A 26,996-nucleotide genomic window follows, 5' to 3' on the forward strand; every position below is an offset into this window, starting at 1 on the left:
GTCCTTCTGTGCCTGGGGTAAGGGGGCAGGTGCCGTGCACAACACCTGCCGGTTGCCTGCCGGGTGTTAGAAAGGCCACATCGCGGTGCCAAAGGGCACAACGGCATCAGCTTGCATCATTTCAACGGCGGCCTCATGGGTCGGCGCTTCAAACCAATCGTCGAGTTGCAGTTCGGTTTCCAGGTCGTTTTCCAGTGCTTGCATGGTGTATCTCCTAGAGGACGTTGTTTGAGAACGGCTTGCCAACGGGCTTCGCTGGCAAGTGAAAGAACCTAGGAGAGTGTGTTTCAGAATGCAAAATATTTATTGACACGGTCTCATTTGGATTTTTTCTTCTGTTTTTTAGCGGCGGTTTTTTATTCCGAAAAAACAACGGACTGGCGAAGCTAATTTGTAGGATTTTTCATACTGACATTTTTCCGTTTTCTGACGGATCAAGCGCAGCTGTAACGCTTATTTTCCGGGCTGTAACGATTAATTTACGATATAGGCGCGCGTTCATTGCAAACCCCGGCGCTGTAAGGAATGCCTGACAGATTGTCACAGGCACGCCCCGGGGGCGGCCCGAAGCTGTCGAGCGGTGTACAATGCGCCGCGTTTTACTGTGACTCCTTTGCGTACCTACGCAAAAGGCCAAGACCTCAGGGTTTATCCACCCTGATCACTCCGCCTGGCCACGAGCCGGACGGGTTCGATTTCGTCACAGATAAAAACAAACAGGTGACGCATGACCGTTAGAAAGACGCTGTACTCCTGGTGCCTGCGCTGGGGTTTGAGCGGCGCTGCTTGAGTCGAGATTCAAGGCAGCAACGTGCATTCAACATCATCAAACCTTGCGTGAGACCCTTTTCATGAGTGGACCCCATTCCTCTTCAGGCGAGCTGAAACGCGGCCTGAAAAATCGGCATATCCAGTTGATCGCCCTCGGTGGCGCCATCGGCACCGGCCTGTTCCTGGGCTCGGCCGGGGTGCTTAAATCAGCCGGGCCGTCGATGATCCTGGGCTACGCCATCTGCGGCTTTATCGCCTTCATGATCATGCGCCAGCTCGGCGAGATGATCGTCGAAGAGCCGGTCGCCGGCTCCTTCAGCCACTTTGCCCATAAGTACTGGGGCGGTTTTGCCGGCTTCCTGTCGGGCTGGAACTGCTGGATTCTGTACATTCTGGTGGGCATGTCGGAGCTGACGGCGGTCGGCAAATATGTGCACTACTGGTGGCCGGAGATCCCGACCTGGGTCTCGGCAGCAGCGTTCTTCGTGCTGATCAATATGATCAACCTGGCCAACGTCAAAGTCTTTGGTGAGGCCGAGTTCTGGTTTGCCATCATCAAGGTGGTGGCCATCGTCGGCATGATCGCCCTGGGCAGCTACCTGCTGGTCAGCGGCAGTGGCGGGCCGCAAGCCTCGGTGAGCAACCTGTGGGACCACGGCGGTTTCTTCCCGCATGGCGTCAGCGGTTTGGTGATGGCCATGGCGATCATCATGTTCTCGTTCGGCGGCCTGGAGATGCTCGGTTTTACCGCAGCCGAAGCTGACCAGCCGCGAACCGTGATCCCAAAAGCGATCAATCAGGTGATCTACCGCATCCTGATTTTCTACATCGGCGCGCTGGTGGTGCTGTTATCGCTGACACCGTGGGACAGCCTGTTGGCAACCCTCAATGCGTCCGGCGATGCCTACAGCGGCAGCCCGTTCGTGCAGGTGTTTTCGATGCTGGGCAGCAACACTGCCGCGCACATCCTTAACTTCGTGGTGCTGACCGCAGCGCTGTCGGTGTACAACAGCGGCACCTACTGCAACAGCCGCATGCTGCTGGGCATGGCCGAGCAGGGCGATGCGCCCAAAGCCCTGGCGAAGATCGACAAGCGTGGCGTACCGGTGCGTTCGATCCTCGCGTCGGCGGCGGTCACCCTGGTGGCGGTGCTGATGAATTACCTGATCCCGCAACACGCGCTTGAGCTGCTGATGTCGCTGGTCGTGGCCACGCTGGTGATCAACTGGGCGATGATCAGCTTCTCGCACGTAAAATTCCGCCAGCACATGGACCGCACCGGCCAGGTGCCGCTGTTCAAAGCGCTGTGGTACCCGTACGGCAACTACGTTTGCCTGGCGTTCGTGGCGTTTATCCTGGTGATCATGCTGATGATTCCGGGCATTCAGGTCTCGGTGTACGCGATTCCGGTATGGGTGGCGTTCATGGGGCTGTGCTACTGGATCAAGAACAAGCGCAGCGCTGAAGCGGCGTTGACCACGGCGAGTGCGGCGTTGAAGTAAGCCGTGTTGCCTCAACAGAAAACCCGGCGCCGTGCCGGGTTTTTTGTCGGCGCCGACAGGGTAGACTCGCGCCTTCTTTTTCATCGACCCTTGCCCGGAGGCTTCATGCAGCACATCGATATCGACGGCGGCAGCTTGCAGCGCGATGAGGTGCAAGACCTGATCGACCAGCACCGCGGGCCGTTGCGCTTGATGGGCGTCGATTTGAGCGGGGCAGACCTGTCGCGGATGGTGCTGGAGCATTGGGTGTTCGAGCGCTGCACACTGGCGCAAACCTCTTTTCTCGGTGCGCGCCTGGAAGGCACGCAGTGGAAAAGTTGCCGGGCCGGGCACGCCGTGTTCGAGGCGGCCAACCTGCTTGAGGCGCAATTGATCAGCTGCGACCTGAACAACACCCGTTGGCAGCGCAGCAAGTTGTCCCAAGCCAATTTCACGCAGTGCAAACTGACGGGCGCCAACTTCACCCATTGCGCGTCCCTGGGCCTGAGCTTCAGCGAAACCTTGCTCAACAGCGCGTTTTTGTCCGGCCTGTCGTTTGCCCGAACCGTGCTCAATAATCTGGATTTTTCCGACAGCGACTTGTCGGATGCAGACTTTCGCAAGGCCGAACTGATCGACTGCAGCCTCGCCCACGCCCGCATCAACGGTGCCAATTTTGCCGGCGCTGACTTGCGGGGCGCGGATTTGAGCGGCTTTCGCCTCAATGATGCCAAACTGTTCAAAGGCGCCGTGATTTCCAAAGCCCAGGCGTCGATGTTGTTATCCGAATTGGGCTTGTCCGTTGCCTAAGGTTTTTGAGTGATGCTGGTAATTTCCAACAACGTGCACCTGCCCGATGCCGAGATCGAGCTGACCGCCATTCGCGCCCAGGGCGCTGGTGGGCAGAACGTCAATAAGGTATCGAGCGCGGTGCACCTGCGGTTTGATATTCCGGCGTCGTCGTTGCCGGACTTTTACAAGGAACGGCTGCTGGCGCTGCGCGACAGCCGTATCACCAGTGAAGGCGTGCTGGTGCTCAAGGCCCAGCAATACCGGACCCAGGAACAGAATCGCGCGGATGCGCTGGAGCGCCTGGTGGAGTTGATCCTCAGCGCCACCAAGGTCGAGAAGAAGCGCCGCCCGACCAAGCCCACCCTGGGCTCTAAAAAGCGCCGCCTGGAATCCAAGACCAAGCGCGGCAGCATCAAGGCCGGGCGCGGTAAGGTCGACTTTTAAGCGTCGCGCGCTTCGCGGGCCTTGGGCGCTTGCCGGTACAGGTACAAGCTCAGCAGCAAGCCACCGGCGGCGGCGAGCGCAGCGAACAGGAAGATTGAGGCAAAGCCGAACCCCGCCGCCACCGCACCTGCCAACGGGCCGGTGATGCCCAACGACAAGTCGATAAACAGCGAATAAGCCCCCACTGCCGAGCCCCGGCTGGAGGCTGGTACCAGGTTGACCGCCTCCACCCCCAACGCCGGAAACACCAGGGAAAAGCCGAACCCGCTCAACGCCGCACCGGCCAGGGCGAGGTGGGCGTCAGGCGCCAGCCACAGCAACAGCAACCCGAGGATTTCCACGGACAGGCAAGCAATCGCCACGCGAAAGCCGCCGATCCGGTTGATCAAATTGCCGAACAGCAGGCGCGCGCCGATGAAGCTGGCGCCGAACAGGCTCAGTGCCCACACGGCGTTGTCCCAGTGCTGGGTGGTGTAATACAGGGTGATAAAGGTGGCGATGGTGCCAAAGCCGATCGAGCCCAGGGCCAACGCGCAGCCGTGGGGCAGCACGCGGCCCAGCACGTTCATGAACGGCAGGCGCACACCGGCCACAATCGGCGCTGCGACTTTATTCCAGGCCAGAAACACGCCGAGCACCGCCAGCAGAATGATGCTGACGCCCATGCTCCACAATCCGAAATGGCTCACCAGCACCACCCCAAGCGGTGCGCCGACGGCCAGTGCGCCGTAACTGGCGATGCCGTTCCATGAAATGACTTTGGCGGTATTGGCCGCGCCGACCCGGCCAATGCCCCAGCCGATGGCGCCCGAACCCACCAGGCTTTCGGCGCTGCCGAGCACCAGTCGGCCGATGAGCAGGCTGATCAGGCTGACGGCCGGCAGGCTCGAAAACCACGCGGCAAGCAACATGAATACGCCACTCAGGCCGCAGCCCACCAGGCCGATCAACACCGCGCGCTTGCTGCCCAGGTTGTCGATGATTTTGCCGGCATACGGGCGGCTCAGCAGCGTGGCCAGGTACTGCACGCTGATCACCAGGCCGGCAATCACCGCGCCGTAGCCCAGTTCACTGTGGACATAGCCCGGCAACACGGCCAGGGGAATGCCGATATTGAGGTAACCGATAAAGGTAAACAGCACGATGGAAACGACTTGCAGCGTGACCGCCATGGGGCGCTGGGTATCTGGCATGGGAGAGGTCCACTGTCGCAGCAGGTAAAGATAGGCTGCTAATGATACCGGCGCTGACGCCTCGCGGGGCGGCAAAACGCAAAAACTTCAGATTACCGACAGATCAGCGTTTGGCAGGCGTCAGCATTTGCGTGGTCACCAGGGCGGCCAGGGCGTTTTCCTGGGTGCCGAAGCGCTCGAGCAGTAGCGCCTGTTTTTCAGGGCTGAGGCGGTGCCACACGTCGATCATTTGCAGCGCTGCGTCGAGTACAGCGGCGTCGGGGAGGGTATCAGTCATGGCGGGCATCTCGGGTGATTCAGGCAGTGTGGAAAGCGCTCAAAGGTGCGCTTTCCACACGGTCTGGTACGGCGTCAGTCCTGGCTTTTGCTGTCGACTGGTTGTGCTTCTTTGGTCTCAGGCTGTTTGTCGCTGGCCTGCTGCGGTGTTGGCTGCTCTGTTGGGTGCAGGCTTGGGAAGGGGAGATTAGGTATCTCGTGCATCGTCGTCGCTCCTCGCAAGGTCTGTTTAATCAATCGCAGTGTGATTGCGCGCTCTCAAAAAGCCTTGGCAGGATACAGCACTGAAAATGACAAAAAGAATTTTATGTCGACGTATGTACGAATTTTCATTTTTTAGGCAAGTGACAAGAGGTCACACCTCTAGGGACGCCCGTAAAAAAGGCGCCCTGTTCAAAAAGGGACTTTGCCCAAGATCATGTCGCGGTACATCACAAAGTCGCCCAAGAGGCTGTAGAGCGGATGTTGGAAGGTCGCCGGGCGGTTCTTTTCGAAGAAGAAGTGGCCGATCCAGGCGAAGCTGTAACCGGCGATGGGCAACGCCAGCAGCAGCCCCATCGAACCTTTGCCGATGGCGTACGCCAGGATGCCAATCACCAGCGTGGTGCCGATGAAGTGCAAGCGCCGGCATGTGCTGTTGCCGTGTTCACTCAGGTAGTACGGATAGAACTCGGCGAAGCTATTGAATTGTTTGACGTTTTCCACGTTGGCCGGCCCTTGGGTGGTTGTACCGCCTTACAGATGTTCGGCGGGGAGCTTATTTGAGTCTAGAGTGATCAGTGGTAACAGCCAGTGACAATAGATGCCACTTTAGTATCCTTGGCTTCCTGGCTGCTGTTAAGCCTGCTTTTTTAAGAAGACGCCATGAGCGAACGAACAACTTCTGCAAGCTGGGCGATGGGGATAGTCAAGGCGTTGGAAATGGACGGCCTGGACTGCCGAGTGCTGTTCAAGCAATTGGGCCTGGACTACGCCGCCCTCAGTGACCCTGACGCGCGTTTCCCCCAGGACTCGATGACGCGGCTGTGGCAGCGGGCAGTTGAGCTGTCGGGCAACCCGGCGATCGGCCTGAACATGGGCAAGGTTGTTCGCCCGGCGTCGTTTCATGTGGCCGGTTATGCGCTGATGTCCAGCAACACGTTGGCCGAGGGCTTTATGCGCCTGGTGCGTTATCAGCGCATCATCGCCGAAAGTGCCGACTTGAGCTTCCGACTCTTACCTGAAGGCTATGCGCTGATTCTGACGGTGCACGGCGACCACTTGCCACCGACTCGCCAGAGCGCCGAAGCGTCGCTGGCCAGTGCTTTGGCATTGTGCGGCTGGCTGACCGGCCGCACCTTGCAACCGCGCAAAGTGCTGCTGCAAGGCGATCAGCCGGCGGACCTGACGCCTTACAAACAAGCCTTCCATGCGCCCCTGGAATTCAACGCACCCTATGACGCGCTGATTTTTGAGCAGGCCGACATGGATGCGCCGTTGCCCACGGCGAACGAAGCCATGGCGTTGCTGCATGATCGGTTTGCCGGTGAATACCTCGCGCGTTTTTCCGAGAGCCGCGTGACCCACAAGGCGCGGCAAGTGCTGTGCCGTCTGCTGCCCCAGGGCGAACCCAAACGCGAAGTGGTCGCCCAGACCTTGCACCTGTCCCAGCGCACCTTGCAGCGGCGCTTGCAGGAGGAGGGCACCAGTTTCCAGACATTGCTCGACGACACCCGCCGCGAACTCGCCGAGCAGTACCTGGCGCAGCCCAGCATGACCCTGCTGGAAATTGCCTACCTGTTGGGGTTTGCCGACCCGAGCAATTTTTTCCGCGCGTTCCGCCGTTGGTTCGATGCCACGCCCGGCGAATACCGGGCGCGGTTGCTCGAGGCGTCGACGGTCAGTGCCGCCAAAACGCCGGAATGCACAGAACAAAGACTGTAATGATCTCCAGTCGGCCCAGCAGCATGCCGAACGACAGGATCCACTTGGCCGCATCCGGCAGGCTGGCGAAGTTACCGGCCGGGCCGATGGTTTCGCCCAGGCCCGGGCCCACGCCGGAAACGGTGCTGGCCGCGCCAGTCAATGCGGTCATCCAGTCCAGCCCCAGCAGCGACAATGCCAGGGCAATGGCGCAGATGGTGATGGCGAAGAAGAACGAAAAGGTCAGAATCGAACGCACGATCTCTTCGTCGAGGCGGTGGCCGTTGTACTTCTGCTTGATCACCGCGCGCGGGTGAATCAGCTGGTTCAAGTTGGCCTTGAGCAGGATGTAGGCGACCTGGAAGCGGAAGATCTTGATCCCGCCCGCCGTGGAGCCCGAGCAGCCGCCAACAAAGCCCAGGTAGAAGAACAGCATGAGTGAGAAGTTGCCCCAGATGCTGTAGTCCCCGAGTGCAAAACCGGTCGTCGTCACCACCGACGTGACGTTCACCGCCACGTGGCGCAGCGCATCGAACCACGGCAGGTCGGTGGTCCACCAGTACCATGTGCCCAGTACCAGCCAGGTCACCAGCAGCAACCCGAGCAAGCCTTGCACCTGTTGATCCTTGATCAGCGCCCGACGGTTGCCGCGCAAGGTGGCGACATACAGGGTGAAGGGCAAGCTGCCGAGGATCATCACCACCACGGCGACCCAGTGCACCGCCGGTTGTTTCCAGTGGGCCAGGGACTCATCGGAGGTGGAAAACCCGCCGGTGGAAATAGCCGACATCGCGTGGTTGATCGCATCGAACAAGCCCATCCCGGCCCACCAGAACGCCAGGCTGCCGAGGATGGTGATGCCCACATACGCGGCCACAATCAGGCGCGCCACCATGTGCGAGCGCGGCATGACTTTTTCCGAGCGATCTGAGGACTCCGTCTGGAACAGGCGCATGCCACCAATGCGCAGCAGTGGCAGGATCGCCACCGCCATGCCGATAAAGCCGATGCCGCCCAGCCAGTGCAGCAGCGAGCGCCACATCAGGATGCCCGGTGACATGCTGTCCAGCCCACTCAAGACGGTGGAGCCGGTGGCGGTAATGCCCGACATGCTTTCGAAAAAGGAGTCGGTGTAGCTGATGTGCTGGGTCAGTAAAAACGGCAGCGCGGCGAACACGCAGACCACCAGCCAACTGCTGACGGTCAGCAGGTACATGTCTCGGGGGCGCAGGTGTACGTGTTCGGGGCGGCCAGGAATGACCAGCGCCAGACCTGCGAGAAAGGTGATCAGGCTGGCCCACAGGAACGAGGGCAGGTCGCTGGTGCGTTCGAAAATCACCAGGGTGGCCATCGGAATGACCATGGCGATCGCGAGGGTGATCAGGAAGATGCCGATGATGAAACCGATGATGCGTAGGGTCGGCAACGCCATGAAGAAAGCTCGGGTGTTGGGAGAGTGGCGCCATTCTACCCGCGGTGCAGGGCTTGTAAACCGGGGCTTGGGAGCGACGTCGATCAAATGTGGGGTTTGTGGTGGTCATCGGGCTCCATATAGGCGGGCATAAAAAAAGGCGACCCGAAGGTCGCCTCATTCAACGCGGCACGGATCAGAACTCGTGGTCAGCGTTATCCGGGTTCAAGTCGCTGATACCCAGCTTGCCCGCCGCCGCTTCAATCGAACCGGTCTGCTTGACCAGCGCGGCGATGGCGTCACGCACGATCTGGTTGCCCGCGTCGTTACCCGCGGCGATCAGTTGGTCGTAGTGCTCGCCCTTGTTGGCGTGGTCAACCATGACCTGGATCTTCGCTTCGGTCGACGCCAGGTCAGCCTTCAGCGTGGTGTCGGCGGCCGGATCAGCTTTGGCCACCAGGGACGACAAGCTCGGCCCCGTCATCTTGGTGCCGTCAGTGCGGGTGTACTCGCCCAGGTAAACGTTACGAATACCCTTGGCATCGTAGAAGTGCGAGTTGTGGGTGTTGTCGCTGAAGCAGTCCTGCTCGTCTTCCGGCGAGTTGGCTTCCAGGGACACCTTCATGCGCTCACCGGCCAGCTCGCCGAGGGACAGGCTGCCCATGCCGAACAACATTTTGCGCAGGCCGTCGGTGGCTGGTTCGGCCTCCAGGGTGGCGCGGTAGTTGTCTTCGACGTTGGGTTTCCAGTTGCCGACCATTTCTTCCAGGTCGCTGACCAGCAGCTGAGTGACCGCGCGCAGGTAGGTGCGACGACGCTCGTTGTTGCCGCCGGTGGCACCGTCACCGGTCATGTAGTCCGACGCAGGGCGGTTGCCCGCGCCTGGGCCGGTGCCGTTGAGGTCCTGGCCCCACAGCAGGAACTCGATGGCGTGGTAGCCGGTGGCGACGTTGGCCTCGGAACCGCCCAGCTCATTGAGGCTGGCGAGTTTTTCCGGGGTGATTTCTTTCACGTCGACCTTGTCTTCGCCCACTTGGATCTCGGTGTTGGCGATGATGTTGGCGTTGGCGCCTGGGTTACCCAGGGCGTGTTCGTAGGATTTGTCGACATAGTCGATCAGGCCTTCGTCCAGCGGCCAGGCGTTAACTTGGCCTTCCCAGTCGTCGATGATGGTGTTGCCGAAGCGGAACACTTCGCTCTGCAGGTACGGCACGCGCGAGGCGATCCAGGCGGTACGGGCCGCTTTGAGGGTGTCGTCGTTCGGGTTGGCGAGGAAGGTGTCGATTGCGGTTTGCAGGGTTTTCGCGGTGGATTCGGCATCGCTGTACACCGCGAACACCATGTCAGCGTAATGCGCGACCACGGCCTTGGCGGCCGCTTCGTCGACCTGGCCTGCTGGGGTGGCAGCCGCTGGAGCGGTGGTGCTGGCAGCCGGGGTCGGCGCTTGGGGCGCGGCGGCCTTGTCTTTACCTTCGCCGCAACCGGCGAGAGAAATGGCAATGGCCAGCAGACTGGCGGTGGCCAGGGGCATACGAATCATGGCGAACATCCTGCTTCGGTTGTTGATAGGGCGCGCGGGGAAGCGCAAAAACTGCGACATAATGCGAAAGATTTGCATTTTGTGTAAAGGTTTATGCGAGGGAAATATTTAGTATTGTTTTGAGCGATCAGAGAATCGCCGCGTTGTTGCGCTCGGACTGTTTCAGATACGCCGCCAACTCCCGCGCTGGCAGCGGTTTGCTGTAGTGATAGCCCTGGCCCTCGTGGCAGCCCTCGGAAATGATGTAGGCCTCTTGCTCGGCGGTTTCGACGCCTTCGGCGATCACCTGCATGCCCAGGCTTTTGCCCAGTTGGATAATGGCGCGCACGATGGTTGCGTCGTCGTCGTCATCGAGCAGGTCCTGGACGAAGCTCTTGTCGATCTTGATCTTGTCCAGCGGCAGGCTTTTCAGGTAGCTGAGGGACGAATAGCCGGTGCCGAAGTCATCAATCGCAATCAGCGCCCCGGAACGGCGCAGGCTCAACAAGTGCTGGGCGGCGGTGCTGATGTCTTCCATCAGGCCGGTCTCGGTCACTTCCAGTTCAAGGCTGCGCGGCGGCAGGCGGTAAATCTGCATCAGGTTGTTGACCACCCGCGGCAGCTCGGTGTGGTGCAACTGCACGGTGGACAGGTTGACCGCCATGCGCAGGGTTGTGAAGCCCAGGTCATGCCATTCGCGCAGCTGCCGGCAAGCCTGGTCGAGTACCCATTCGCCAATCGGAATAATGGTGCCGTTCTGTTCGGCCAACGGGATGAACAAATCGGGCGGCACCAGGCCGTGTTCCGGATGCTGCCAGCGGATCAAGGCTTCCACGCCCACCACGCGGTGGTCGCGGTAGCTGATCTGCGGTTGGTAGACCAGGTGAAACTGGTCGCGGCTGAGGGCGTCGCGCAGGTCTTTTTCCAGCTCGCGGCGTCGGCGCATTTCACTGTCGACGCTGGCGATATAGAACTGATAGCGGTTGCGCGAGCGGCTCTTGGCCAGGGTCATGGTCTGTTCGGCTTTTTGCAGCAGCTTCTCGGTGCTGTCGCCGTCTTCCGGGAACAACGTGATGCCGATGGTCGCACGCAGGCGAATCTGCTCATGCTCGAGGGCAAATTCGGCTTCCAGGTCATCCAGGATGCTTTGTGCCAGTTCGGCGGCTTCGTAAGGTTGGTCGATATCGGCCTGCACCAGCGCGAACTGATCGCCGCCCAGCCGGGCCAGGGCGCCGAGGCGGCCGCTGTGGGCGCGCAAGCGATCAGCCAGGGCCAGCAGCAGTTTGTCGCCGGCCTGATAAGTGAACTGTTCGTTGACGCTTTTGAAGTCATCCAGGCCTACGCACAACACCGCAACGCGGCGCTGTCGGCGGCCGGCGTCGATCAGGATCTTGTCCAGTTGCTCCTGCAATTTCTGGCGATTGGGCAGGCCGGTGAGGAAGTCGTACTGGGCCATGCGCAGCAGGCTCGATTCTGCCTCGTGCCGCAGGTGGGTATTGCGTTCGATGGATTCGAGCAACTGGTTGGCGGTGTTGATCCACAGCCCCAGCTCGTTGCGTTCATGGCCTTTGATTTGGGGGATCTTGTGTTCGCTGGGCCGGTCCGGGTTGATCGACGTCAGGTGCTCGATAATCCGTGACAACGGCTTGGTCAGCAGCCAGTGATATACCAGGTACAGCACTAGCCCCATGGCCAGGGCGCGCAGTACGCCGGAAATAAAGATGATCACCGAGCTGACCAGAAAACCTTTGCCATAGGTGGCCGTGTCCAGGGTGATGCTCAGGTCACCGTAATACTCGCTGTAGGGGCCTTTGCCGACCAATGATGTGGTGAAGGTGCGCTCCTGGCCAAGAATCAGGTCGGTCAGCCAGCGGGTGGGCGATTGCTGTAATGCGCGGCTTTTTTCGGCGAGCATGGTTTCGTTGGGATGACCGATGGAGGCCATGCGCACGGCATCGTCCTGAAACAGGCCTTCGATCACCTGCATGCCCATCTCGCGGTCCAGGCTGTAGACCGCCTGCGTCGAGGGGTCGCGAAACATGTCGAGGATGCGCTGAGCATCGCCGGCCACGGCCTGGCGCGTCTTGTAGGCATCGAAAACAATCTGCGCCACGCTCAGCGCAACGCCCACGATCAATGCCGACAGCAGCACCACCCGTAGCAACTTCACCGACAAGCTGTTTTTGAGTTCCAGCTTCAAAGGGGCATTCCTTGTTCCATGCGGGTGGCCTCAATATGCCATGAGTATTGGCAATCTCGTGATGGCAGTCAAAGGAACATTAGGGCATCGGCAGGTTTGACAAGGAACTTGAGAGGGGCGCTGGGGCGAGGCGGACATGGATCCGCCTGCCTTGAGCAATTCCCGCGGGCGCAGCGGATGCGCTGGGAACTGACGCTTTTTTACGCGACGTTGATGTTGACGGTGCTGTTGGTGGATTCGCTGTTCGAAAAATTCACACGTTCCTTGTTATGCATGGCTTCATGCGCAATCTTGTTTTGATCACCTTCACCTTGCTTGTTGCCAGATTGCGACTGAGCCATTTGACCGGCCGCTTTAGCGAGCTCGGTCACAGCCTTGAGACCCTCTTGGGCCAAACCGGCAACCATAGGGAGCATGGATGTTATTGCGCCGATGGTCATAGTAATTTCTCCGACAGGTACGAGAGGCGAATTCCTCACACTGTCTACGTGGCAAGATCCGCGCACCGAGTTCCAGCCACCAGAGCACAATTCGTTGCCCATAAAAAAGCCCGGCACTATGGCCGGGCTCTCTTTACCGCAAGCGTTGCTTAGGCAGTGAAGGTCTTGCCTTCGAACTGCTCAGCCACGAACTTCCAGTTGACCAGGTTCCAGAACGCTTCCACATACTTTGGACGCACGTTGCGGTAGTCGATGTAGTAAGCGTGTTCCCAGACGTCGCAGGTCAGCAGCGGGGTGTCGCCGCTGGTCAGCGGGTTGCCGGCGCCGATGGTGCTGGCCAGAGCCAGGGAACCGTCAGCCTTTTTCACCAGCCAGCCCCAACCGGAACCGAAGGTGCCGACGGACGTCTTGGTGAACTCTTCTTTGAACTTGTCGAACGAACCGAAGGCGGCGTTGATAGCCTCAGCCAGTGCGCCGGTGGGTTGGCCGCCGGCGTTTGGCGCCAGGCAGTTCCAGTAGAAAGTGTGGTTCCAGACCTGAGCGGCGTTGTTGAAGATGCCGCCCGAAGAAGACTTGACGATTTCTTCCAGGGTCTTGCCTTCGAACTCGGTGCCTGGCACCAGGTTGTTCAGGTTCACGACATAGGTGTTGTGGTGCTTGTCGTGGTGGTATTCCAAGGTTTCCTTGGAAATGTGCGGCTGCAGGGCATCGTGTGCGTAGGGCAGCGGCGGCAATTCGAAAGCCATGATGATTCTCCTAATCAGGTCAGTTGCGGTGAGCGCAAGGCCGATCACGGGCGGCCAAACAAGCGCCGGGGAGTTTGTACTCTTTGCGGCGCAGGGTCCGGATCATAGCACCGGGGGTGCGGCAAAACCACGCAACAACTGTGTGGGATAGAGGTTCCAGAGCGTTTTGGAATATTCATCAAGCACTGATCAGTTGATACGCCACGCTGAACATCATCGCTGCCACCAGAAAGTCCAACAGCCGCCACGTAGCGGGGCGCGCGAGCCAGGGTGCCAGCCACGCAGCGCCCAATGCCAGTGTGGCAAACCACAGGAATGACGCGCTGGCGGCACCGGCTACGTAGGCGCCGGGTTCAGTTTGTTGAGCGCCCAATGAGCCAATCAACAGCACGGTGTCCAGGTACACATGCGGGTTGAGCAGGGTCACCGCCAGGGCGCTGAGCAGCACCGCGCGCAGCGAACGCACCTTGAGGTTTTCGCCCTGTTGCAGGCTTTGCCTGGAACAGGCCCGGCGCAACGCCAGGGTGCCGTACCACAGCAGGAAGGCCGCACCACCCCAGCGGGCGATTGCCAGCAGCAGCGGGTTCTGCGCCAGCACCGTGGCCAGGCCGAATACCCCGGCAGCTACAAGTATTGCGTCGCACACGATGCACAGCGCGGCTACTGGCACGTGGTGTTCACGCCGCAAGCTTTGCGCCAGCACAAACGCATTCTGGGTGCCGATCGCCATGATCAGGCCGAGGGCCACAAGCAGCCCGTTCACATAGCTTTGCCACATAAGGGTTACTCCGCGTTTGCTGCCAAGTGGCGCAATACATCCATGGCCCGCTCAGCATCGCTGCGGCCGACAAACAGGTGGTCGTGGTAGTAACCGGCGATCACGTTGCAACTGATGCCGGCTTTGCCCAGCGCGCTGGCGAAGGCTGCGGTTAAACCCACGGCTTCCAGGGCGGAGTGCACATTCAAGGTGATCCACGCAGCGACATAGTCAAACGCCAGCCCGGCGTGCTCTGCCTGTTGGCGCTCAAGGATCAGTGTCAGGCCTTCCTGTTCGCGAAAGCTGCCGATCACGTCGCACCCTTGCGGCACGCGCTGATCGGGCAGGGTGCAGAACACATAATCGCCGTCATTGAGGTGCGGGCTCATGCTGCGCAGCAGGGTTGCCAGGGCGGTTTCACCAGCCATGTGAGAATTCCTTGATAGAGAGAGAAGCAATGCTGGTCATTCTCGCGGGCTACGCTGTATAAGAAAAACCAATATTGCTGATCGCTCATTAGAGAAACTGATGTTCGACTATAAATTGCTGTCTGCATTGGCCGCGGTGGTGGAACAGGCCGGCTTTGAACGTGGCGCCCAGGTGTTGGGGTTGTCGCAGTCGGCGATCTCTCAACGCATCAAGTTGCTTGAGGCACGTATCGGTCAGCCGGTGTTGGTGCGGGCCTCGCCGCCGACGCCCACCGACATCGGCCGGCGCCTGCTCAACCACGTGCAACAGGTGCGCTTGCTGGAGCGTGACCTGCAAAGCCAGGTGCCGGCGCTGGACGAGGAGGGCATGCCCGAGCGTTTGCGCATCGCGCTGAATGCCGACAGCCTTGCCACCTGGTGGGCCGAGGCGGTCAGCGACTTTTGCGCCGAGCAGCATTTGCTGCTGGACCTGGTGGTAGAAGACCAGACCGTTGGCCTCAAGCGCATGCGCGCCGGTGAAGTGGCGGCCTGTATTTGCGCCAGCGAGCGCCCCGTGGCTGGGGCGCGCAGCCTGTTGCTCGGTGCCATGCGTTATCGCGCGTTGGCCAGCCCTGCGTTTATTGCGCGGCATTTCCCTGAAGGCGTGCGTGCCGACCACTTGGCGCGAACACCGGCGCTGGTGTTCGGCCCGGATGATTTCCTGCAGCACCGTTACCTGGCTTCCCTGGGAGTCGATGGCGGTTTCGAGCACCATTTATGCCCCTCGTCCGAAGGCTTTATCCGTTTGACCGAAGCCGGCCTGGGCTGGGGGCTGGTGCCCGAATTACAGGTGCGCGACCAGCTGCAAACCGGCGTATTGGTCGAGTTGTTGCCAGATAAGCCCATCGACGTGCCGTTGTACTGGCATCATTGGCGCAGTGGCGGGCAACTGTTGGGCTTGTTGACCGACCATTTGGCCCAGGCATGTGGCCAATGGTTGGTGCCCTATCAGCAGTAACAAGCGTCAAGCTGCAAGCTGCAAGAGAAAAGCTTGCGGATCGTTTTTAACTTGTGGCTTGAAGCTTGACGCTGGCAGCTGCATCCGTAGGAGGCTACATGAAGATTCTGGTCACCGGCGCAAGCGGCTTCATCGGCGGGCGCTTCGCGCGGTTCGCTCTGGAGCAAGGCCTGGACGTACGGGTCAACGGGCGGCGCGCCGAAGGTGTGGAACACCTGGTACGGCGCGGTGCCGAGTTTATCCAGGGTGATTTGAATGATGCCGACCTGGTGCGCGATCTGTGCCGAGACGTCGAAGCCGTGGTGCATTGCGCCGGCGCCGTCGGGCTGTGGGGCAAGTATCAGGACTTCCATCAAGGCAATGTGCTGGTCACTGAAAACGTCGTCGAAGCCTGTCTCAAGCAGCGCGTCGGCCGGCTGGTGCACCTGTCGTCGCCGTCGATCTACTTTGACGGGCGTGATCACCTGGGGCTGACCGAAGAGCAAGTGCCGAAGCGCTTCAAGCACCCGTATGCCGCTACCAAATACCTGGCGGAACAGAAGGTGTTCGGTGCCCAGGAGTTCGGCCTGGAAGTGCTGGCCTTGCGCCCGCGCTTTGTCACGGGCGCCGGTGACATGAGCATTTTTCCGCGCCTGTTGAACATGCAGCGCAAGAACCGCCTGGCCATCGTCGGCGATGGCCTGAACAAGGTCGATTTCACCAGCGTGCACAACCTCAACGAAGCGTTGCTCAGCAGTTTGCTGGCGACCGGCTCGGCGCTGGGCAAGGCCTACAACATCAGCAATGGCGCGCCCGTGCCGGTGTGGGACGTGGTCAACTACGTGATGCGCCAGATGGACATGCCCCAGGTCATGCGTTATCGGTCTTACGGCTTGTCCTACAGCGTGGCCGCGTTGAACGAGGCATTCTGCGCGATGTGGCCGGGGCGTCCGGAGCCAGCGTTGTCGCGCTTGGGCATGCAGGTGATGAACAAAGATTTCACCCTCGACATCAGCCGCGCGAGGCATTATCTCGACTACGAGCCCAAGGTCAGCCTGTGGACCGCCCTCGACGAATTCTGCAGTTGGTGGAAAGCTCAAGATCCGGGGCTCAGGTAAGTTCACAACCGGCAATACATCGGGAACCGAATGTGCGGTTCCGGGTCGATCAGTGCGGCGCGAACGCGGTTTATACTGCCGTCGCTCGGCTTTTCAGGTAGCCATCTCACCGATTCAGGGTTGATTCATGCGTAACGATGCTAAAGACGATTTCGACAACGTTCCCAGTCTGCGGGCTGACATCGGGGACGATGATGATTTCGAGCCGACACCCGCTACCTCCGTGCGCTCGCGCAATACGCCGGTGGTCAAGGTCAAGAGCGCCACGACCGGCCCGTTGTGGGCACTGGTGGGCGCGCTGCTGATCGCCTTTGCGGGCCTTGCCTGGTGGAGCTTTCAGCAGATCTCCCTGATGGGCCAGCAATTGGTTGCCACGCAAGAAAGCTTTGCGCGCATCAGTGAAGAAGCGGCGGGACGTTTGCAGGACATTTCCGGCAAGGTGGTCGCCAGCGAAGCCAACGTGAACAACGGCAGCGAAGCGCTCAAGTTGCAAATCAAGCAGTTGGAAGCGCAATTGCAGGAGCAAGGCAAGCAACAGGTCGGCGTTGCCGGCCAGGCGAGCGAGCTGGACCAGCGCCTGGCGCAAATGACCGCCAGCACGACCGACCTGGCTAACGCGAATGCCAAATTGCAGGGCCAGGTGCAGGCGTTGACCGACGCGGTGGCAACGCTCAAGGCGGCGCAAGGCGAAATCAAAGACCTGTCTGCCGACGTGGCCGCCCTGAAGAAACAGGGCAACCCAAGCGCGGCGATTGCGCGCCTGGAGCAGGACCTGGTGGTACTCAAAAGCGCTCAGGACAACCAGCCCGCCAACAGCGATGCGCCGACCAATAAAGAGTTCGACGTGTTCCGTATCCAGACCACGCGCAACATCACCACGTTGCAGAGCCAGGTGCAGAACCTGCAGCAGCAGCTCAACGAACCGGCGAAAGTCAGGCCTCTAGGGGGGCAGTGATAGTCGGTGTGAGCCGGTTTCAAACGGTGGGAGCTGGCTTGCCTGCGATAGCGGTCTGTCAGCTCATGCCTTTATAACGGGCTCAGTGTTCTCGCAGGCAAGCCATCCCCCACAATTAAAGGGGGTCAGCGTCAGGCACAGGGCGCTCGTCTGAATTGTCACCGCTTGGTGACACTTCCAATCCCCTTCGTTACTTGCCCTCATGTCACCCTTGTTTAGACTCCGGTCATCCCATAAAAAATAATAAGGGCTACCCATGACCATGCAACCACTGCCTGCCAGTAGTTGGCTGAACGCACCTGCCCATCACAGCTGGCTCGCCACCGAAGGGCAGCGCCTGCTGGCATTCGCCAAAGCCTCGCGCCTGCCTGACGGTTTTGGCAACCTCGACGATCAAGGCCAATTGCCGGCCGATGCCCACGCCGAAACCATGAACACCGCCCGCATGACCCACAGCTTTGCCATGGCCCACGCCATGGGCCTGCCCGGTTATGCCGACCTGGTGGCGCACGGCGTCGCGGCCCTGAGTGGCCCATTGCGTGATAGCGAGCACGGCGGTTGGTTCGCCGCGCCCCAGGCCGTCGATGGCAACCGTGGCAAGGCCGCTTACCTGCATGCTTTCGTTGCCCTCGCGGCGAGTTCGGCGGTGGCAGTGGGCGCGCCCGGTGCGCAGAATCTGTTGAACGACGCCGTGCACATCATCGACCAGTTCTTCTGGAGCGAGGAGGAGGGCGCCATGCTCGAATCCTTTGCTCAGGACTGGACCGGTGTGGAGACTTATCGCGGCGCCAACAGCAACATGCACGCTACCGAAGCGTTTCTGGCGCTGGCCGATGTCACCGCAGACACGCGCTGGCTGGACCGCGCACTGCGCATTGTCGAGCGCGTTATTCACACCTGCGCCGCCGGTAACCAGTTCATGGTCATCGAGCATTTCGATGCCCAGTGGAAACCGCTGCTGGGCTATAACGAAGACAATCCCGCCGACGGCTTCCGCCCTTATGGCATCACCCCCGGCCACGGTTTTGAGTGGGCGCGGCTGGTGCTGCACCTGGAGGCCGCCCGCCTGCAAGCCGGGCTGACGACCCCGGACTGGCTGGTCACCGATGCCAAGGGCTTGTTCGCCAGTGCCTGCGAATACGCCTGGGCCGTGGACGGTGCTCCGGGCATTGTCTACACGCTCGATTGGAACCACCGCCCGGTGGTGCGCGAGCGCCTGCACTGGACCCATGCCGAGGCCAGCGCCGCAGCCCAAGCGTTGCTCAAACGCACCGCAGAGCTGCATTACGAAACCTGGTATCGGCGGTTCTGGGAGTTTTGCGAAAACCACTTTATCGACCGTGTCCAGGGCAGCTGGCACCACGAGCTGAACCCGCACAACCAGCCCAGCAGCAAAATCTGGGGCGGCAAGCCGGATCTTTATCACGCCTGGCAAGCGGTGGTGCTGCCTGCGCTACCCTTGTCACCCAGCATGACCAGCGCTTTGGCACAGGGTTGCTATGTCACCAAGTGGTGACATTTGTACGTCCCTTTGTTACCTGCGCCTTGAAAATCCCTGTTTAAACTCCGTGCAGCGCAAGCTCTAGACTTGCATGCATAACAACAAGAAAAGGTACTCAGATGAACGCGATTAATCGCCTCGCCGTAGCTATTTCCATTGCCTCGTTGTTTCCCCTCAGTGCATTTGCCGCCGACTCGAAAGGGACGGTTGAAGTTGTGCATTGGTGGACCTCGGGCGGTGAAAAAGCGGCTGTAGATGTCCTGAAGGCCCAAGTTGAGAAAGACGGCTTCACCTGGAAAGACGGTGCTGTCGCAGGCGGCGGCGGTGCCACGGCCATGACCGTGCTGAAAAGCCGCGCAGTTGCCGGCAACCCGCCTGGCGTCGCCCAGATCAAAGGCCCTGACATCCAGGAATGGGCGTCCACTGGCTTGCTCGACACCGACGTGCTCAAAGACGTCGCCAAAGAAGAAAAGTGGGACTCCCTGCTCGACAAGAAAGTCTCCGATACCGTGAAGTACGAAGGTAACTACGTTGCCGTGCCGGTCAACATCCACCGCGTCAACTGGCTGTGGATCAACCCGGAAGTCTTCAAGAAAGCCGGTATCACCAAGAACCCGACCACCCTCGAAGAGTTCTACGCAGCCGGCGACAAGCTCAAAGCCGCGGGCTTCATTCCGCTTGCTCACGGTGGCCAGCCGTGGCAGGACAGCACCGTGTTTGAAGCGGTCGTACTGTCGGTGATGGGTGCCGATGGCTACAAAAAAGCCCTGGTCGACCTGGATAACGGCGCGCTCACCGGCCCTGAAATGGTCAAGGCCCTGACTGAGCTGAAGAAAGTCGCGACCTACATGGACGTCGACGGCAAAGGCCAGGACTGGAACCTGGAAGCAGGCAAGGTCATCAACGGCAAGGCCGGCATGCAGATCATGGGTGACTGGGCCAAGTCCGAGTGGACCGCTGCCAAGAAAGTCGCCGGCAAGGACTACGAGTGCGTAGCCTTCCCGGGCACCGACAAAGCCTTCACCTACAACATCGACTCCCTGGCGGTGTTCAAGCAGAAAGACAAAGGCACTGCTGCCGGTCAGCAGGACATTGCCAAAGTCGTGCTGGGTGAAAACTTCCAGAAAGTTTTCAGCATCAACAAAGGCTCGATCCCGGTGCGGACCGACATGCTCAACGAAATGGACAAGCTCGGTTTCGATTCCTGCGCCCAGACCGCTGCCAAGGACTTCCTGGCTGACGCCAAGACCGGCGGCCTGCAGCCAAGCATGGCGCACAACATGGCCACCACCCTGGCCGTGCAAGGTGCGTTCTTTGATGTCGTGACCAACTACATCAACGACCCGAAAGCCGACCCGGCCGACACCGCCAAGAAACTCGGCGCTGCGATCAAGTCTGCCAAGTAACGGTTAGCAAGGCTGATCCTTGTGAGGGGAAACCCCCTGACCCCTCACAAGGCTTGTTCCTGTAGTCCTTTTTCCCTGTACTGGATTTTCCCATGAGTTCTGTTGCTGTGTTCAGCAAGGCCTCGCCGTTCGATGCACTGCAGCGCTGGCTCCCTAAACTGGTGCTGGCGCCCAGCATGTTCATCGTGCTGGTGGGCTTTTATGGCTACATCCTGTGGACGTTCGTGCTGTCGTTCACCAATTCCACGTTCCTGCCAAGCTACAAATGGGCGGGTCTTGCGCAATACGCGCGGTTGTTCGACAACGACCGCTGGTGGGTAGCGAGCAAGAACCTGGCGGTTTTTGGCGGGATGTTTATCGGCATCACCCTGGTGATTGGCGTGACCCTGGCGATCTTCCTCGACCAGAAAATCCGCCGCGAAGGCTTTATCCGCACCATTTACCTGTACCCGATGGCGCTCTCGATGATCGTCACCGGTACCGCCTGGAAATGGCTGCTCAACCCGGGCATGGGCCTGGACAAACTTCTGCGTGACTGGGGCTGGGAAGGCTTCCGTCTCGACTGGCTGATCGACCCCGACCGCGTCGTGTACTGCCTGGTGATTGCCGCCGTGTGGCAAGCCTCGGGTTTCATCATGGCGATGTTCCTCGCCGGCCTGCGTGGGGTTGATCAGTCGATCATCCGTGCCGCCCAGATCGACGGCGCCAGCCTGCCGCGCATCTACTGGAGCGTGGTGCTGCCCAGCCTGCGTCCGGTGTTCTTCAGTGCGGTGATGATCCTCGCGCACATCGCGATCAAGAGCTTCGACCTGGTCGCAGCCATGACCGCCGGCGGCCCGGGCTACTCGTCCGACTTGCCTGCGATGTTCATGTACTCGTTCACCTTCAGTCGTGGCCAGATGGGCATGGGCTCGGCCAGTGCGATCCTGATGCTCGGCGCGATCCTCGCGATCATCGTGCCTTACCTGTACTCCGAGCTGAGGACCAAGCGTAATGACTAGTCTTGCTTCCAAACCGACCATCAGCCTGAGTCGCGTCGCGATCTACGCGGTGCTGATCCTCGCTGTGCTGCTGTACCTGGTGCCGCTGGTGGTGATGTTGCTGACCAGCTTTAAAACCCCGGAAGACATCAGCACCGGCAACCTGCTGAGCTGGCCGACCGTGGTCACCGGCATCGGCTGGGTCAAGGCCTGGGCCACTGTGGATGGCTACTTCTGGAACTCGATCAAGATCACCGTTCCGGCCGTACTCATCTCCACCGCCATCGGCGCGTTGAACGGCTACGTGCTGTCGTTCTGGCGCTTCAAAGGCTCGCAGTTGTTCTTCGGCCTGCTGTTGTTCGGCTGCTTCCTGCCGTTCCAGACCGTGCTGCTGCCGGCCTCGTTCACCCTCGGCAAAATGGGCCTGGCCAGCACCACCACCGGCCTGGTGTTTGTGCACGTGGTCTACGGGTTGGCGTTTACTACACTGTTCTTCCGTAACTACTACGTGAGCATTCCGGATGCGCTGATCAAGGCGGCACGACTGGACGGTGCGGGTTTTTTCACCATCTTCCGTCAGATCATTCTGCCAATGTCGACCCCGATCATCATGGTCTGCCTGATCTGGCAGTTCACCCAGATCTGGAACGACTTCCTGTTCGGTGTGGTGTTCTCCAGCGGCGACTCGCAGCCCATCACGGTGGCGCTGAACAACCTGGTCAACACCAGCACCGGGGCCAAGGAATATAACGTGGATATGGCGGCGGCGATGATCGCCGGGCTGCCGACCCTGCTGGTCTATGTGATCGCAGGCAAGTATTTCGTGCGCGGCCTCACGGCCGGCGCGGTCAAGGGGTAATCATGGCTACGCTTGAACTTCGCAATGTAAACAAGACCTATGGCGCCGGCCTGCCCGACACCTTGAAGAACATCGAACTGTCGATCAAGGAAGGCGAGTTCCTGATCCTGGTCGGCCCTTCGGGTTGCGGCAAATCCACGCTGATGAACTGCATCGCCGGTCTGGAAACCATCACCGGCGGCGCGATCATGATCGGTGATAAAGACGTCAGCGGCATGAGCCCCAAGGATCGCGACATCGCCATGGTGTTCCAGTCCTACGCGCTGTACCCGACCATGAGCGTGCGCGAGAACATCGAGTTCGGCCTGAAGATTCGCAAAATGAGCCAGGCCGATATCGACACCGAAGTGGCGCGCGTGGCCAAGCTGCTGCAGATCGAACACTTGCTCAACCGTAAACCGGGACAACTCTCCGGTGGTCAGCAACAGCGTGTGGCCATGGGCCGTGCGTTGGCACGTCGACCAAAGATTTACCTGTTCGATGAACCGCTGTCGAACCTCGACGCCAAGCTGCGCGTCGAGATGCGCACCGAAATGAAACTGATGCACCAGCGTCTGAAAACCACCACCGTCTACGTCACCCACGATCAGATCGAAGCGATGACCCTGGGCGATAAAGTCGCGGTGATGAAGGACGGCATCATCCAGCAGTTCGGCACGCCAAAAGAGATCTACAACAACCCCGCCAACCAATTTGTGGCGAGCTTCATCGGTTCGCCACCCATGAACTTCGTGCCGCTGCGCCTGCAACGCAAGGACGGTCGTCTGGTGGCGCTGCTCGACAGCGGCCAGGCGCGCTGCGAGCTGGCGCTTAACGTGACGGACGCCGGCCTCGAAGACCGTGACGTGATCCTGGGCCTGCGCCCGGAGCAGATCATGCTGGCGGCAGGCGAGGGCGACAGTGCATCGAGCATTCGTGCCGAAGTCCAGGTCACCGAGCCGACCGGCCCGGACACTCTGGTGTTCGTGCAACTGAACGACACCAAGGTCTGCTGCCGCCTGGCGCCCGACGTGGCGCCGCAGGTGGGCGAGACCCTGACCCTGCAATTCGATCCTGCCAAGGTGCTGCTGTTTGACGCCAACACCGGCGAGCGCCTGGGCACTGCCGCTTCATTGCCAGCACAGGACCGTGCGGACAATGTGGCCCAATTCAAGGGACGCTGAGTGTTGCGCCTGAATGGATAACTTGTTGTTTTGGTTAAAAAAAGTAACCCGCGTTAGATAAAAACAGTTTAATAACAATAAAGACGAGGATGTAGGGATGAAAAAGCAACACAACAACACCCGGCTGATCTGCCAATTGTCAGCGGCGGCAGCCCTGGTATTGTCCGCCAATGCGATGGCGGACGATGCTTTCAGTGCCGATTCCAAGTGGATGACCGGCGATTGGGGCGGCGAGCGTACCAAGCTGATCGAGCAAGGTATCGACATCAAGGCTGACTACGTTGGGGAAGTTGGCGCCAACCTGAGCGGTGGCTACAACAACGACAAAACTGCCCGTTACGCTGACCAGTTCGGTCTGGGCGTAGCACTGGATCTGCAAAAGCTGTGGGGCTGGGATAACACCCAGGCCAAGATCCAGTTGACCAATCGTAATGGTGCGAACATCTCCAATGACCGCATTGGTGACCCGCGTGCCGGCACCTTGAGTTCGTCTCAAGAAGTTGATGGCCGTGGCCACATGGTGCGTCTGACCCAATTCTGGATTCAGCACCAGATGTTCGACAACAAGCTGGACGTGAAACTCGGTTACTTCGGTGAAGGCGAAGACTTCAACACCTTCCCGTGCGACTTCCAGAACCTCTCGTTCTGCGGCTCGCAAGTGGGTAACTATGTAAACACCTGGTACAACTGGCCTGTCAGCCAAGCGGCGATCCGCGTGAAGTACAACATCACGCCTGAGCTGTATGCGCAAATCGGTGCGTACAACCAGAACCCATCGCAGTTGGAGCACGGCAACGGCTTCAAACTCAGCGGCAGCGGCACCAAGGGCACCGTATTGCCGGTGGAATTGGTCTGGTCGCCGAAGGTCAATGGCCTGCCGGGCGAATACCGTGTGGGTTACTACAAGAGCACCGCCGATGCCACCGACGTACGTGAAGACGTCAACGGCGGTGATGCTGGCAGCTCCGGCGCAGCTTTCCGCGTTCGTAGCAGCAAAAGCGGCTACTGGGGCGTTCTGCAGCAACAACTCACCACGCACAATGGCGACGCTTCCCGTGGTCTGAACATCGCGGCCAACGTGACCTTCCACGACAAAGACACCAACCTGGTCGACAACTACCAGTCGTTGATGCTTGTGTACAAAGGGCCATTTGACGCGCGTACCAAGGATGACGTCGGTATCGGTGTGTCGCGTATCCACGCTAACAGTGACGTGAAGAAAACCGCTGAGTTGCTCAATGCGGCCGGCGGCTTCACTGATTACGATCAAGCGGGCTACGCACCGCTGCGTAACACTGAGTACAACGTCGAACTCAACTACGGCATCCACGTCACCAACTGGCTGACCGTGCGTCCTAACCTGCAGTACATCGCCAACCCAGGTGGTGTGAAACAAGTCGACAACGCGGTAGTTGCGGGCCTGAAAATTCAGACTACGTTCTAACGCTGTTGCGATAAGCTCCTTCTCTCTGTGCGCATTTTGCGGATAGCCATGGCTATCCGCTTTTTTTTGGGCAGCCGTGCACACCTCATGTGGGCGCTGGCTTGCCAGCGATACAGGCGCCTCGGTTTGTCTGAATGACCGAGGCGGTACTATCGCAGGCAAGCCAGCGCCCACAGGGTCACCCAAGGTTTGAGCAACAATGAATTTCAGGACCGTGGCACATGCATGAGCATCCGCTGCAACGCTTTTTCAAATCCCTGCGCGAGCGTCCGGTATTCGCCTGGGAACGCTTTCAGATGCGCGACGTGTTGGTCATCGACCATCCGTTGTGCCAGGCAGTGTTCAGTCGTCAGGGCGCGCAATTGCTGCACTTTCAACCGCGTGGCCAGAAACCCTGGCTGTGGTGCGCGGCCAAGTGGCCGCAAGTCGGCGCCATCCGGGGCGGCGTGCCGGTGTGCTGGCCGTGGTATGGGCGCCATCCGAGCGAAAACGCCTGGCCTTCCCATGGGTGGGCGCGGCTGATCGACTGGAAACTGCTCGACAGCAGCACCGACGACGACGGCGTGCGCCTGCACTGGCAATTGCAGCTGTGCGATTGGCAGGTCGACCTGCATGCCCACCTGGGCGAAACCCTGGAGCTGCGCCTGTGCACCGAGCATCAGGACGAGTTGCCGTGCCAATTGAGCCATGCTTTGCACGCCTATTGGCGTATTGGTCACGTGGATGAGATAGCGCTGTCTGGGCTTGATGGCGCACAAGGTTATGACCAGCTCAATCGCCAGGTTTGCCAGCAGGAAGGTGAGCTGCGCGTGGATGGCGGGTGCCAACGGGTGTTCCAGCACGAGGGCGAATTGCACCTCAAGGACCACGCCTGGCAGCGCGAATTGTGCATCGACACCGGCGACAGCGCCGACACGGTGGTGTGGCATCCGGGCAGCCGGCCGTTGTTGGGCGTGAGCTTTAACGAGGCGTCAGGGTTCGTGTGCGTGGAGTCGGCGATGGCCGGTGCGAGCTTGGCGCCGGGGGAGAGGGCGCATTTGAGTTTGCAGGCCAGGGCTGGGGCTTAGCGGTGCGGCTGATGGCCTCATCGGGGGCAAGCCCCCTCCCACATTTGAAGGTATTCACAAATCAAACTGTGGGAGGGGGCTTGCCCCCGATGAGGCCAGTGAAGCCAGCACACAGGCTGGCTTAGTTAAACTCATCCCCCACCGGATACCGGCTGTCATTCAGGCTCTCTTTGATCTTGCGCAAATGCGGCTGGAAATCCACCCCGCGGCGCAAGGTCATGCCGGTCGCCAGCACATCCAGCACGGTGAGCTGGATGATCCGCGAGGTCATCGGCATGTAGATGTCCGTGTCTTCGGGCAGCGGAATGTTCAGGCTCACCGTACTGGCCTTGGCCAGTGGGGAGTTCTCGGCGGTCACGCCCAGTACTGACGCACCGTTTTCCCGTGCGATGCGCGCCACTTCCACCAACTCGCGGGTACGCCCGGTGTAGGAAATAATCACGAACAGCTCGCCTGTATGCGCCACCGAGGCGATCATGCGTTGCATCAGCACGTCGGCATGCGCGGTCACGGCCAGGTTGAAGCGGAAAAACTTGTGCAGCGCATCCATGGCCACCGGGGCCGAAGCACCCAGGCCAAAGAAGTGGATCTGCCGCGCCTGGATCAACAGGTCCACGGCCTTGCTGATCAGGGCCGGGTCCAGGGCCTGGCAGGCGCTGTCCAGAGATGCGATGGCGCTGCCAAAGATCTTCTGCGTGTAGGCCTCAGGGTTATCATCGGCTTCCACGGCGCGGCTGACATACGCTGCGCCACTGGCCAAACTTTGCGCCAGCTGCAATTTAAGTTCAGGGTAACCGCTGACGCCGAACGAACGGCAGAAACGGTTGACCGTCGGTTCGCTGACCGAGGCGGCCTGGGCGAGGGCGGCGATAGAGAAGCGGGTCGCCTGCTGCGGGTTGAGCAGGATGACCTCGGCGACTTTTTTCTCGGCCTTGTTCAATTCTTCGAGGCGGTTCCGGATCTGTTCCAGAAGATTTCGCACGCGGTCCATTCAGTCTTTCCTTCGGGCGACGATGCAAATTAAGGGCGGTAACCAATCGACGAGTGGTTCTTTGCGGTGGCCTATCCTACTGAGGGTAGCTGAACACCACCACTCGGAATGCGTATTTCGGGAAAATGTTGTGGTTATTACTACATTTTTCCTTGAGTGATGCCTTGAAAAAAGGT

General features: G+C 60.0%; 26 protein-coding genes. 14 read left to right on the forward strand and 12 right to left on the reverse strand.

Features of this window, described 5'->3' with window-relative positions; all coding sequences use genetic code 11:
* Positions 1-66: 66 nt before the first annotated feature.
* Positions 67-204, reverse strand: coding sequence for a hypothetical protein (locus tag AACU78_RS25580; RefSeq protein WP_003175756.1), 138 nt, complete (start codon positions 202-204; stop codon positions 67-69).
* Between the two features lie 647 nt (positions 205-851).
* Between AACU78_RS25580 and AACU78_RS25585 the strand changes: the two genes are divergently transcribed.
* The 3 genes from AACU78_RS25585 to arfB all read left to right on the forward strand — a co-directional run bounded on the left by AACU78_RS25585 (position 852) and on the right by arfB (position 3,488).
* Positions 852-2,273: an amino acid permease gene (locus AACU78_RS25585; RefSeq protein WP_106578423.1), complete on the forward strand. Its 1,422-nt coding sequence runs from the start codon at positions 852-854 to the stop codon at positions 2,271-2,273.
* Between the two features lie 105 nt (positions 2,274-2,378).
* Positions 2,379-3,062 carry a pentapeptide repeat-containing protein gene (locus AACU78_RS25590; protein ID WP_106578424.1) on the forward strand — a complete coding sequence of 228 codons (684 nt, stop codon included), beginning with the start codon at positions 2,379-2,381 and terminating at the stop codon, positions 3,060-3,062.
* 12 nt (positions 3,063-3,074) lie between these two features.
* A complete protein-coding gene (gene arfB / locus AACU78_RS25595; RefSeq protein ID WP_034109044.1) occupies positions 3,075-3,488 on the forward strand; it encodes an alternative ribosome rescue aminoacyl-tRNA hydrolase ArfB in 414 nt (137 codons plus the stop codon).
* Here arfB and AACU78_RS25600 read toward each other — a convergent pair.
* From AACU78_RS25600 to AACU78_RS25610, 3 genes are all read right to left on the reverse strand, one after another.
* A complete protein-coding gene (locus AACU78_RS25600) occupies positions 3,485-4,681 on the reverse strand; it encodes an MFS transporter (RefSeq protein WP_106578425.1) in 1,197 nt (398 codons plus the stop codon). The two genes, arfB and AACU78_RS25600, sit on opposite strands and share 4 nt — an antisense overlap.
* A 103-nt stretch (positions 4,682-4,784) precedes the next feature.
* Positions 4,785-4,958, reverse strand: coding sequence for a hypothetical protein (locus AACU78_RS25605; RefSeq protein WP_177410100.1), 174 nt, complete (start codon positions 4,956-4,958; stop codon positions 4,785-4,787).
* A gap of 392 nt (positions 4,959-5,350) precedes the next feature.
* The gene (locus tag AACU78_RS25610) at positions 5,351-5,662 is read right to left on the reverse strand and encodes a DUF962 domain-containing protein (RefSeq protein ID WP_106578427.1); all 312 of its coding nucleotides are present in this window, start codon (positions 5,660-5,662) and stop codon (positions 5,351-5,353) included.
* Between the two features lie 159 nt (positions 5,663-5,821).
* Here AACU78_RS25610 and AACU78_RS25615 point away from each other — a divergent pair, with 159 nt between their 5' ends.
* The gene (locus AACU78_RS25615; protein WP_106578428.1) at positions 5,822-6,880 is read left to right on the forward strand and encodes an AraC family transcriptional regulator; all 1,059 of its coding nucleotides are present in this window, start codon (positions 5,822-5,824) and stop codon (positions 6,878-6,880) included.
* On the opposite strand, the gene AACU78_RS25620 is transcribed toward AACU78_RS25615, so the two are convergent.
* From AACU78_RS25620 to AACU78_RS25650, 7 genes are all read right to left on the reverse strand, one after another.
* The gene (locus tag AACU78_RS25620) at positions 6,837-8,291 is read right to left on the reverse strand and encodes a TrkH family potassium uptake protein (protein WP_106578429.1); all 1,455 of its coding nucleotides are present in this window, start codon (positions 8,289-8,291) and stop codon (positions 6,837-6,839) included. The genes AACU78_RS25615 and AACU78_RS25620 overlap by 44 nt on opposite strands.
* A 175-nt stretch (positions 8,292-8,466) precedes the next feature.
* The gene (locus tag AACU78_RS25625; protein ID WP_106578430.1) at positions 8,467-9,810 is read right to left on the reverse strand and encodes an imelysin family protein; all 1,344 of its coding nucleotides are present in this window, start codon (positions 9,808-9,810) and stop codon (positions 8,467-8,469) included.
* A 127-nt stretch (positions 9,811-9,937) separates the two neighbouring features.
* The gene (locus AACU78_RS25630) at positions 9,938-11,989 is read right to left on the reverse strand and encodes a putative bifunctional diguanylate cyclase/phosphodiesterase (RefSeq protein WP_106578431.1); all 2,052 of its coding nucleotides are present in this window, start codon (positions 11,987-11,989) and stop codon (positions 9,938-9,940) included.
* Positions 11,990-12,189: 200 nt separating this feature from the next.
* Entirely contained in the window at positions 12,190-12,429 is a 240-nt protein-coding gene (locus tag AACU78_RS25635; protein WP_124418340.1) for a hypothetical protein, read from the reverse strand.
* A 149-nt stretch (positions 12,430-12,578) separates the two neighbouring features.
* Positions 12,579-13,175 (reverse strand): superoxide dismutase, encoded by a 597-nt coding sequence (locus tag AACU78_RS25640; RefSeq protein ID WP_003212997.1) that lies wholly within the window; start codon positions 13,173-13,175, stop codon positions 12,579-12,581.
* Between the two features lie 178 nt (positions 13,176-13,353).
* On the reverse strand, positions 13,354-13,953 hold the full coding sequence (locus tag AACU78_RS25645) for a LysE/ArgO family amino acid transporter (RefSeq protein ID WP_106578433.1): 600 nt from the start codon (positions 13,951-13,953) through the stop codon (positions 13,354-13,356).
* Positions 13,954-13,958: 5 nt separating this feature from the next.
* A complete protein-coding gene (locus tag AACU78_RS25650; RefSeq protein WP_106578434.1) occupies positions 13,959-14,360 on the reverse strand; it encodes an ACT domain-containing protein in 402 nt (133 codons plus the stop codon).
* 100 nt (positions 14,361-14,460) lie between these two features.
* Here AACU78_RS25650 and AACU78_RS25655 point away from each other — a divergent pair, with 100 nt between their 5' ends.
* From AACU78_RS25655 to AACU78_RS25700, 10 genes are all read left to right on the forward strand, one after another.
* A complete protein-coding gene (locus AACU78_RS25655) occupies positions 14,461-15,357 on the forward strand; it encodes a LysR family transcriptional regulator ArgP (protein WP_106578435.1) in 897 nt (298 codons plus the stop codon).
* Between the two features lie 98 nt (positions 15,358-15,455).
* The gene (locus AACU78_RS25660; RefSeq protein WP_106578436.1) at positions 15,456-16,454 is read left to right on the forward strand and encodes an NAD-dependent epimerase/dehydratase family protein; all 999 of its coding nucleotides are present in this window, start codon (positions 15,456-15,458) and stop codon (positions 16,452-16,454) included.
* Between the two features lie 127 nt (positions 16,455-16,581).
* Positions 16,582-17,409 (forward strand): ATPase, encoded by an 828-nt coding sequence (locus tag AACU78_RS25665; RefSeq protein WP_106578437.1) that lies wholly within the window; start codon positions 16,582-16,584, stop codon positions 17,407-17,409.
* A 256-nt stretch (positions 17,410-17,665) separates the two neighbouring features.
* Complete coding sequence (locus AACU78_RS25670; protein ID WP_106578438.1) at positions 17,666-18,925, forward strand: D-mannose isomerase; 1,260 nt, start codon at positions 17,666-17,668, stop codon at positions 18,923-18,925.
* Positions 18,926-19,029: 104 nt separating this feature from the next.
* Positions 19,030-20,316 (forward strand): ABC transporter substrate-binding protein, encoded by a 1,287-nt coding sequence (locus tag AACU78_RS25675; protein ID WP_106578439.1) that lies wholly within the window; start codon positions 19,030-19,032, stop codon positions 20,314-20,316.
* Positions 20,317-20,408: 92 nt separating this feature from the next.
* The gene (locus tag AACU78_RS25680) at positions 20,409-21,317 is read left to right on the forward strand and encodes a carbohydrate ABC transporter permease (RefSeq protein WP_017253695.1); all 909 of its coding nucleotides are present in this window, start codon (positions 20,409-20,411) and stop codon (positions 21,315-21,317) included.
* Positions 21,310-22,155: a carbohydrate ABC transporter permease gene (locus tag AACU78_RS25685; protein ID WP_106578440.1), complete on the forward strand. Its 846-nt coding sequence runs from the start codon at positions 21,310-21,312 to the stop codon at positions 22,153-22,155. The genes AACU78_RS25680 and AACU78_RS25685 overlap by 8 nt, the downstream gene beginning before the upstream one ends.
* A gap of 2 nt (positions 22,156-22,157) precedes the next feature.
* A complete protein-coding gene (locus AACU78_RS25690) occupies positions 22,158-23,318 on the forward strand; it encodes an ABC transporter ATP-binding protein (RefSeq protein WP_106578441.1) in 1,161 nt (386 codons plus the stop codon).
* A gap of 97 nt (positions 23,319-23,415) precedes the next feature.
* Complete coding sequence (locus AACU78_RS25695) at positions 23,416-24,762, forward strand: carbohydrate porin (RefSeq protein WP_106578442.1); 1,347 nt, start codon at positions 23,416-23,418, stop codon at positions 24,760-24,762.
* 221 nt (positions 24,763-24,983) lie between these two features.
* A complete protein-coding gene (locus tag AACU78_RS25700; RefSeq protein WP_106578443.1) occupies positions 24,984-25,829 on the forward strand; it encodes a D-hexose-6-phosphate mutarotase in 846 nt (281 codons plus the stop codon).
* A 121-nt stretch (positions 25,830-25,950) separates the two neighbouring features.
* On the opposite strand, the gene AACU78_RS25705 is transcribed toward AACU78_RS25700, so the two are convergent.
* Entirely contained in the window at positions 25,951-26,811 is an 861-nt protein-coding gene (locus AACU78_RS25705) for a MurR/RpiR family transcriptional regulator (protein ID WP_170039859.1), read from the reverse strand.
* Positions 26,812-26,996 lie beyond the last annotated feature (185 nt).

The sequence above is a fragment of the Pseudomonas sp. R9.37 genome (genome assembly GCF_963878885.1).
Classification (GTDB): Bacteria; Pseudomonadota; Gammaproteobacteria; order Pseudomonadales; family Pseudomonadaceae; genus Aquipseudomonas.

Bases quoted from the DNA above. Each gene is read 5' to 3' on its own strand.
- AACU78_RS25580 (WP_003175756.1), bottom strand. From the start codon at position 204: ATGCAAGCACTGGAAAACGACCTGGAAACCGAACTGCAACTCGACGAT.
- AACU78_RS25585 (WP_106578423.1), top strand. From the start codon at position 852: ATGAGTGGACCCCATTCCTCTTCAGGCGAGCTGAAACGCGGCCTGAAA.
- AACU78_RS25590 (WP_106578424.1), top strand. From the start codon at position 2,379: ATGCAGCACATCGATATCGACGGCGGCAGCTTGCAGCGCGATGAGGTG.
- arfB (WP_034109044.1), top strand. From the start codon at position 3,075: ATGCTGGTAATTTCCAACAACGTGCACCTGCCCGATGCCGAGATCGAG.
- AACU78_RS25600 (WP_106578425.1), bottom strand. From the start codon at position 4,681: ATGCCAGATACCCAGCGCCCCATGGCGGTCACGCTGCAAGTCGTTTCC.
- AACU78_RS25605 (WP_177410100.1), bottom strand. From the start codon at position 4,958: ATGACTGATACCCTCCCCGACGCCGCTGTACTCGACGCAGCGCTGCAA.
- AACU78_RS25615 (WP_106578428.1), top strand. From the start codon at position 5,822: ATGAGCGAACGAACAACTTCTGCAAGCTGGGCGATGGGGATAGTCAAG.
- AACU78_RS25620 (WP_106578429.1), bottom strand. From the start codon at position 8,291: ATGGCGTTGCCGACCCTACGCATCATCGGTTTCATCATCGGCATCTTC.
- AACU78_RS25625 (WP_106578430.1), bottom strand. From the start codon at position 9,810: ATGATTCGTATGCCCCTGGCCACCGCCAGTCTGCTGGCCATTGCCATT.
- AACU78_RS25635 (WP_124418340.1), bottom strand. From the start codon at position 12,429: ATGACCATCGGCGCAATAACATCCATGCTCCCTATGGTTGCCGGTTTG.
- AACU78_RS25640 (WP_003212997.1), bottom strand. From the start codon at position 13,175: ATGGCTTTCGAATTGCCGCCGCTGCCCTACGCACACGATGCCCTGCAG.
- AACU78_RS25645 (WP_106578433.1), bottom strand. From the start codon at position 13,953: ATGTGGCAAAGCTATGTGAACGGGCTGCTTGTGGCCCTCGGCCTGATC.
- AACU78_RS25650 (WP_106578434.1), bottom strand. From the start codon at position 14,360: ATGGCTGGTGAAACCGCCCTGGCAACCCTGCTGCGCAGCATGAGCCCG.
- AACU78_RS25655 (WP_106578435.1), top strand. From the start codon at position 14,461: ATGTTCGACTATAAATTGCTGTCTGCATTGGCCGCGGTGGTGGAACAG.
- AACU78_RS25660 (WP_106578436.1), top strand. From the start codon at position 15,456: ATGAAGATTCTGGTCACCGGCGCAAGCGGCTTCATCGGCGGGCGCTTC.
- AACU78_RS25665 (WP_106578437.1), top strand. From the start codon at position 16,582: ATGCGTAACGATGCTAAAGACGATTTCGACAACGTTCCCAGTCTGCGG.
- AACU78_RS25670 (WP_106578438.1), top strand. From the start codon at position 17,666: ATGACCATGCAACCACTGCCTGCCAGTAGTTGGCTGAACGCACCTGCC.
- AACU78_RS25675 (WP_106578439.1), top strand. From the start codon at position 19,030: ATGAACGCGATTAATCGCCTCGCCGTAGCTATTTCCATTGCCTCGTTG.
- AACU78_RS25680 (WP_017253695.1), top strand. From the start codon at position 20,409: ATGAGTTCTGTTGCTGTGTTCAGCAAGGCCTCGCCGTTCGATGCACTG.
- AACU78_RS25685 (WP_106578440.1), top strand. From the start codon at position 21,310: ATGACTAGTCTTGCTTCCAAACCGACCATCAGCCTGAGTCGCGTCGCG.
- AACU78_RS25690 (WP_106578441.1), top strand. From the start codon at position 22,158: ATGGCTACGCTTGAACTTCGCAATGTAAACAAGACCTATGGCGCCGGC.
- AACU78_RS25695 (WP_106578442.1), top strand. From the start codon at position 23,416: ATGAAAAAGCAACACAACAACACCCGGCTGATCTGCCAATTGTCAGCG.
- AACU78_RS25700 (WP_106578443.1), top strand. From the start codon at position 24,984: ATGCATGAGCATCCGCTGCAACGCTTTTTCAAATCCCTGCGCGAGCGT.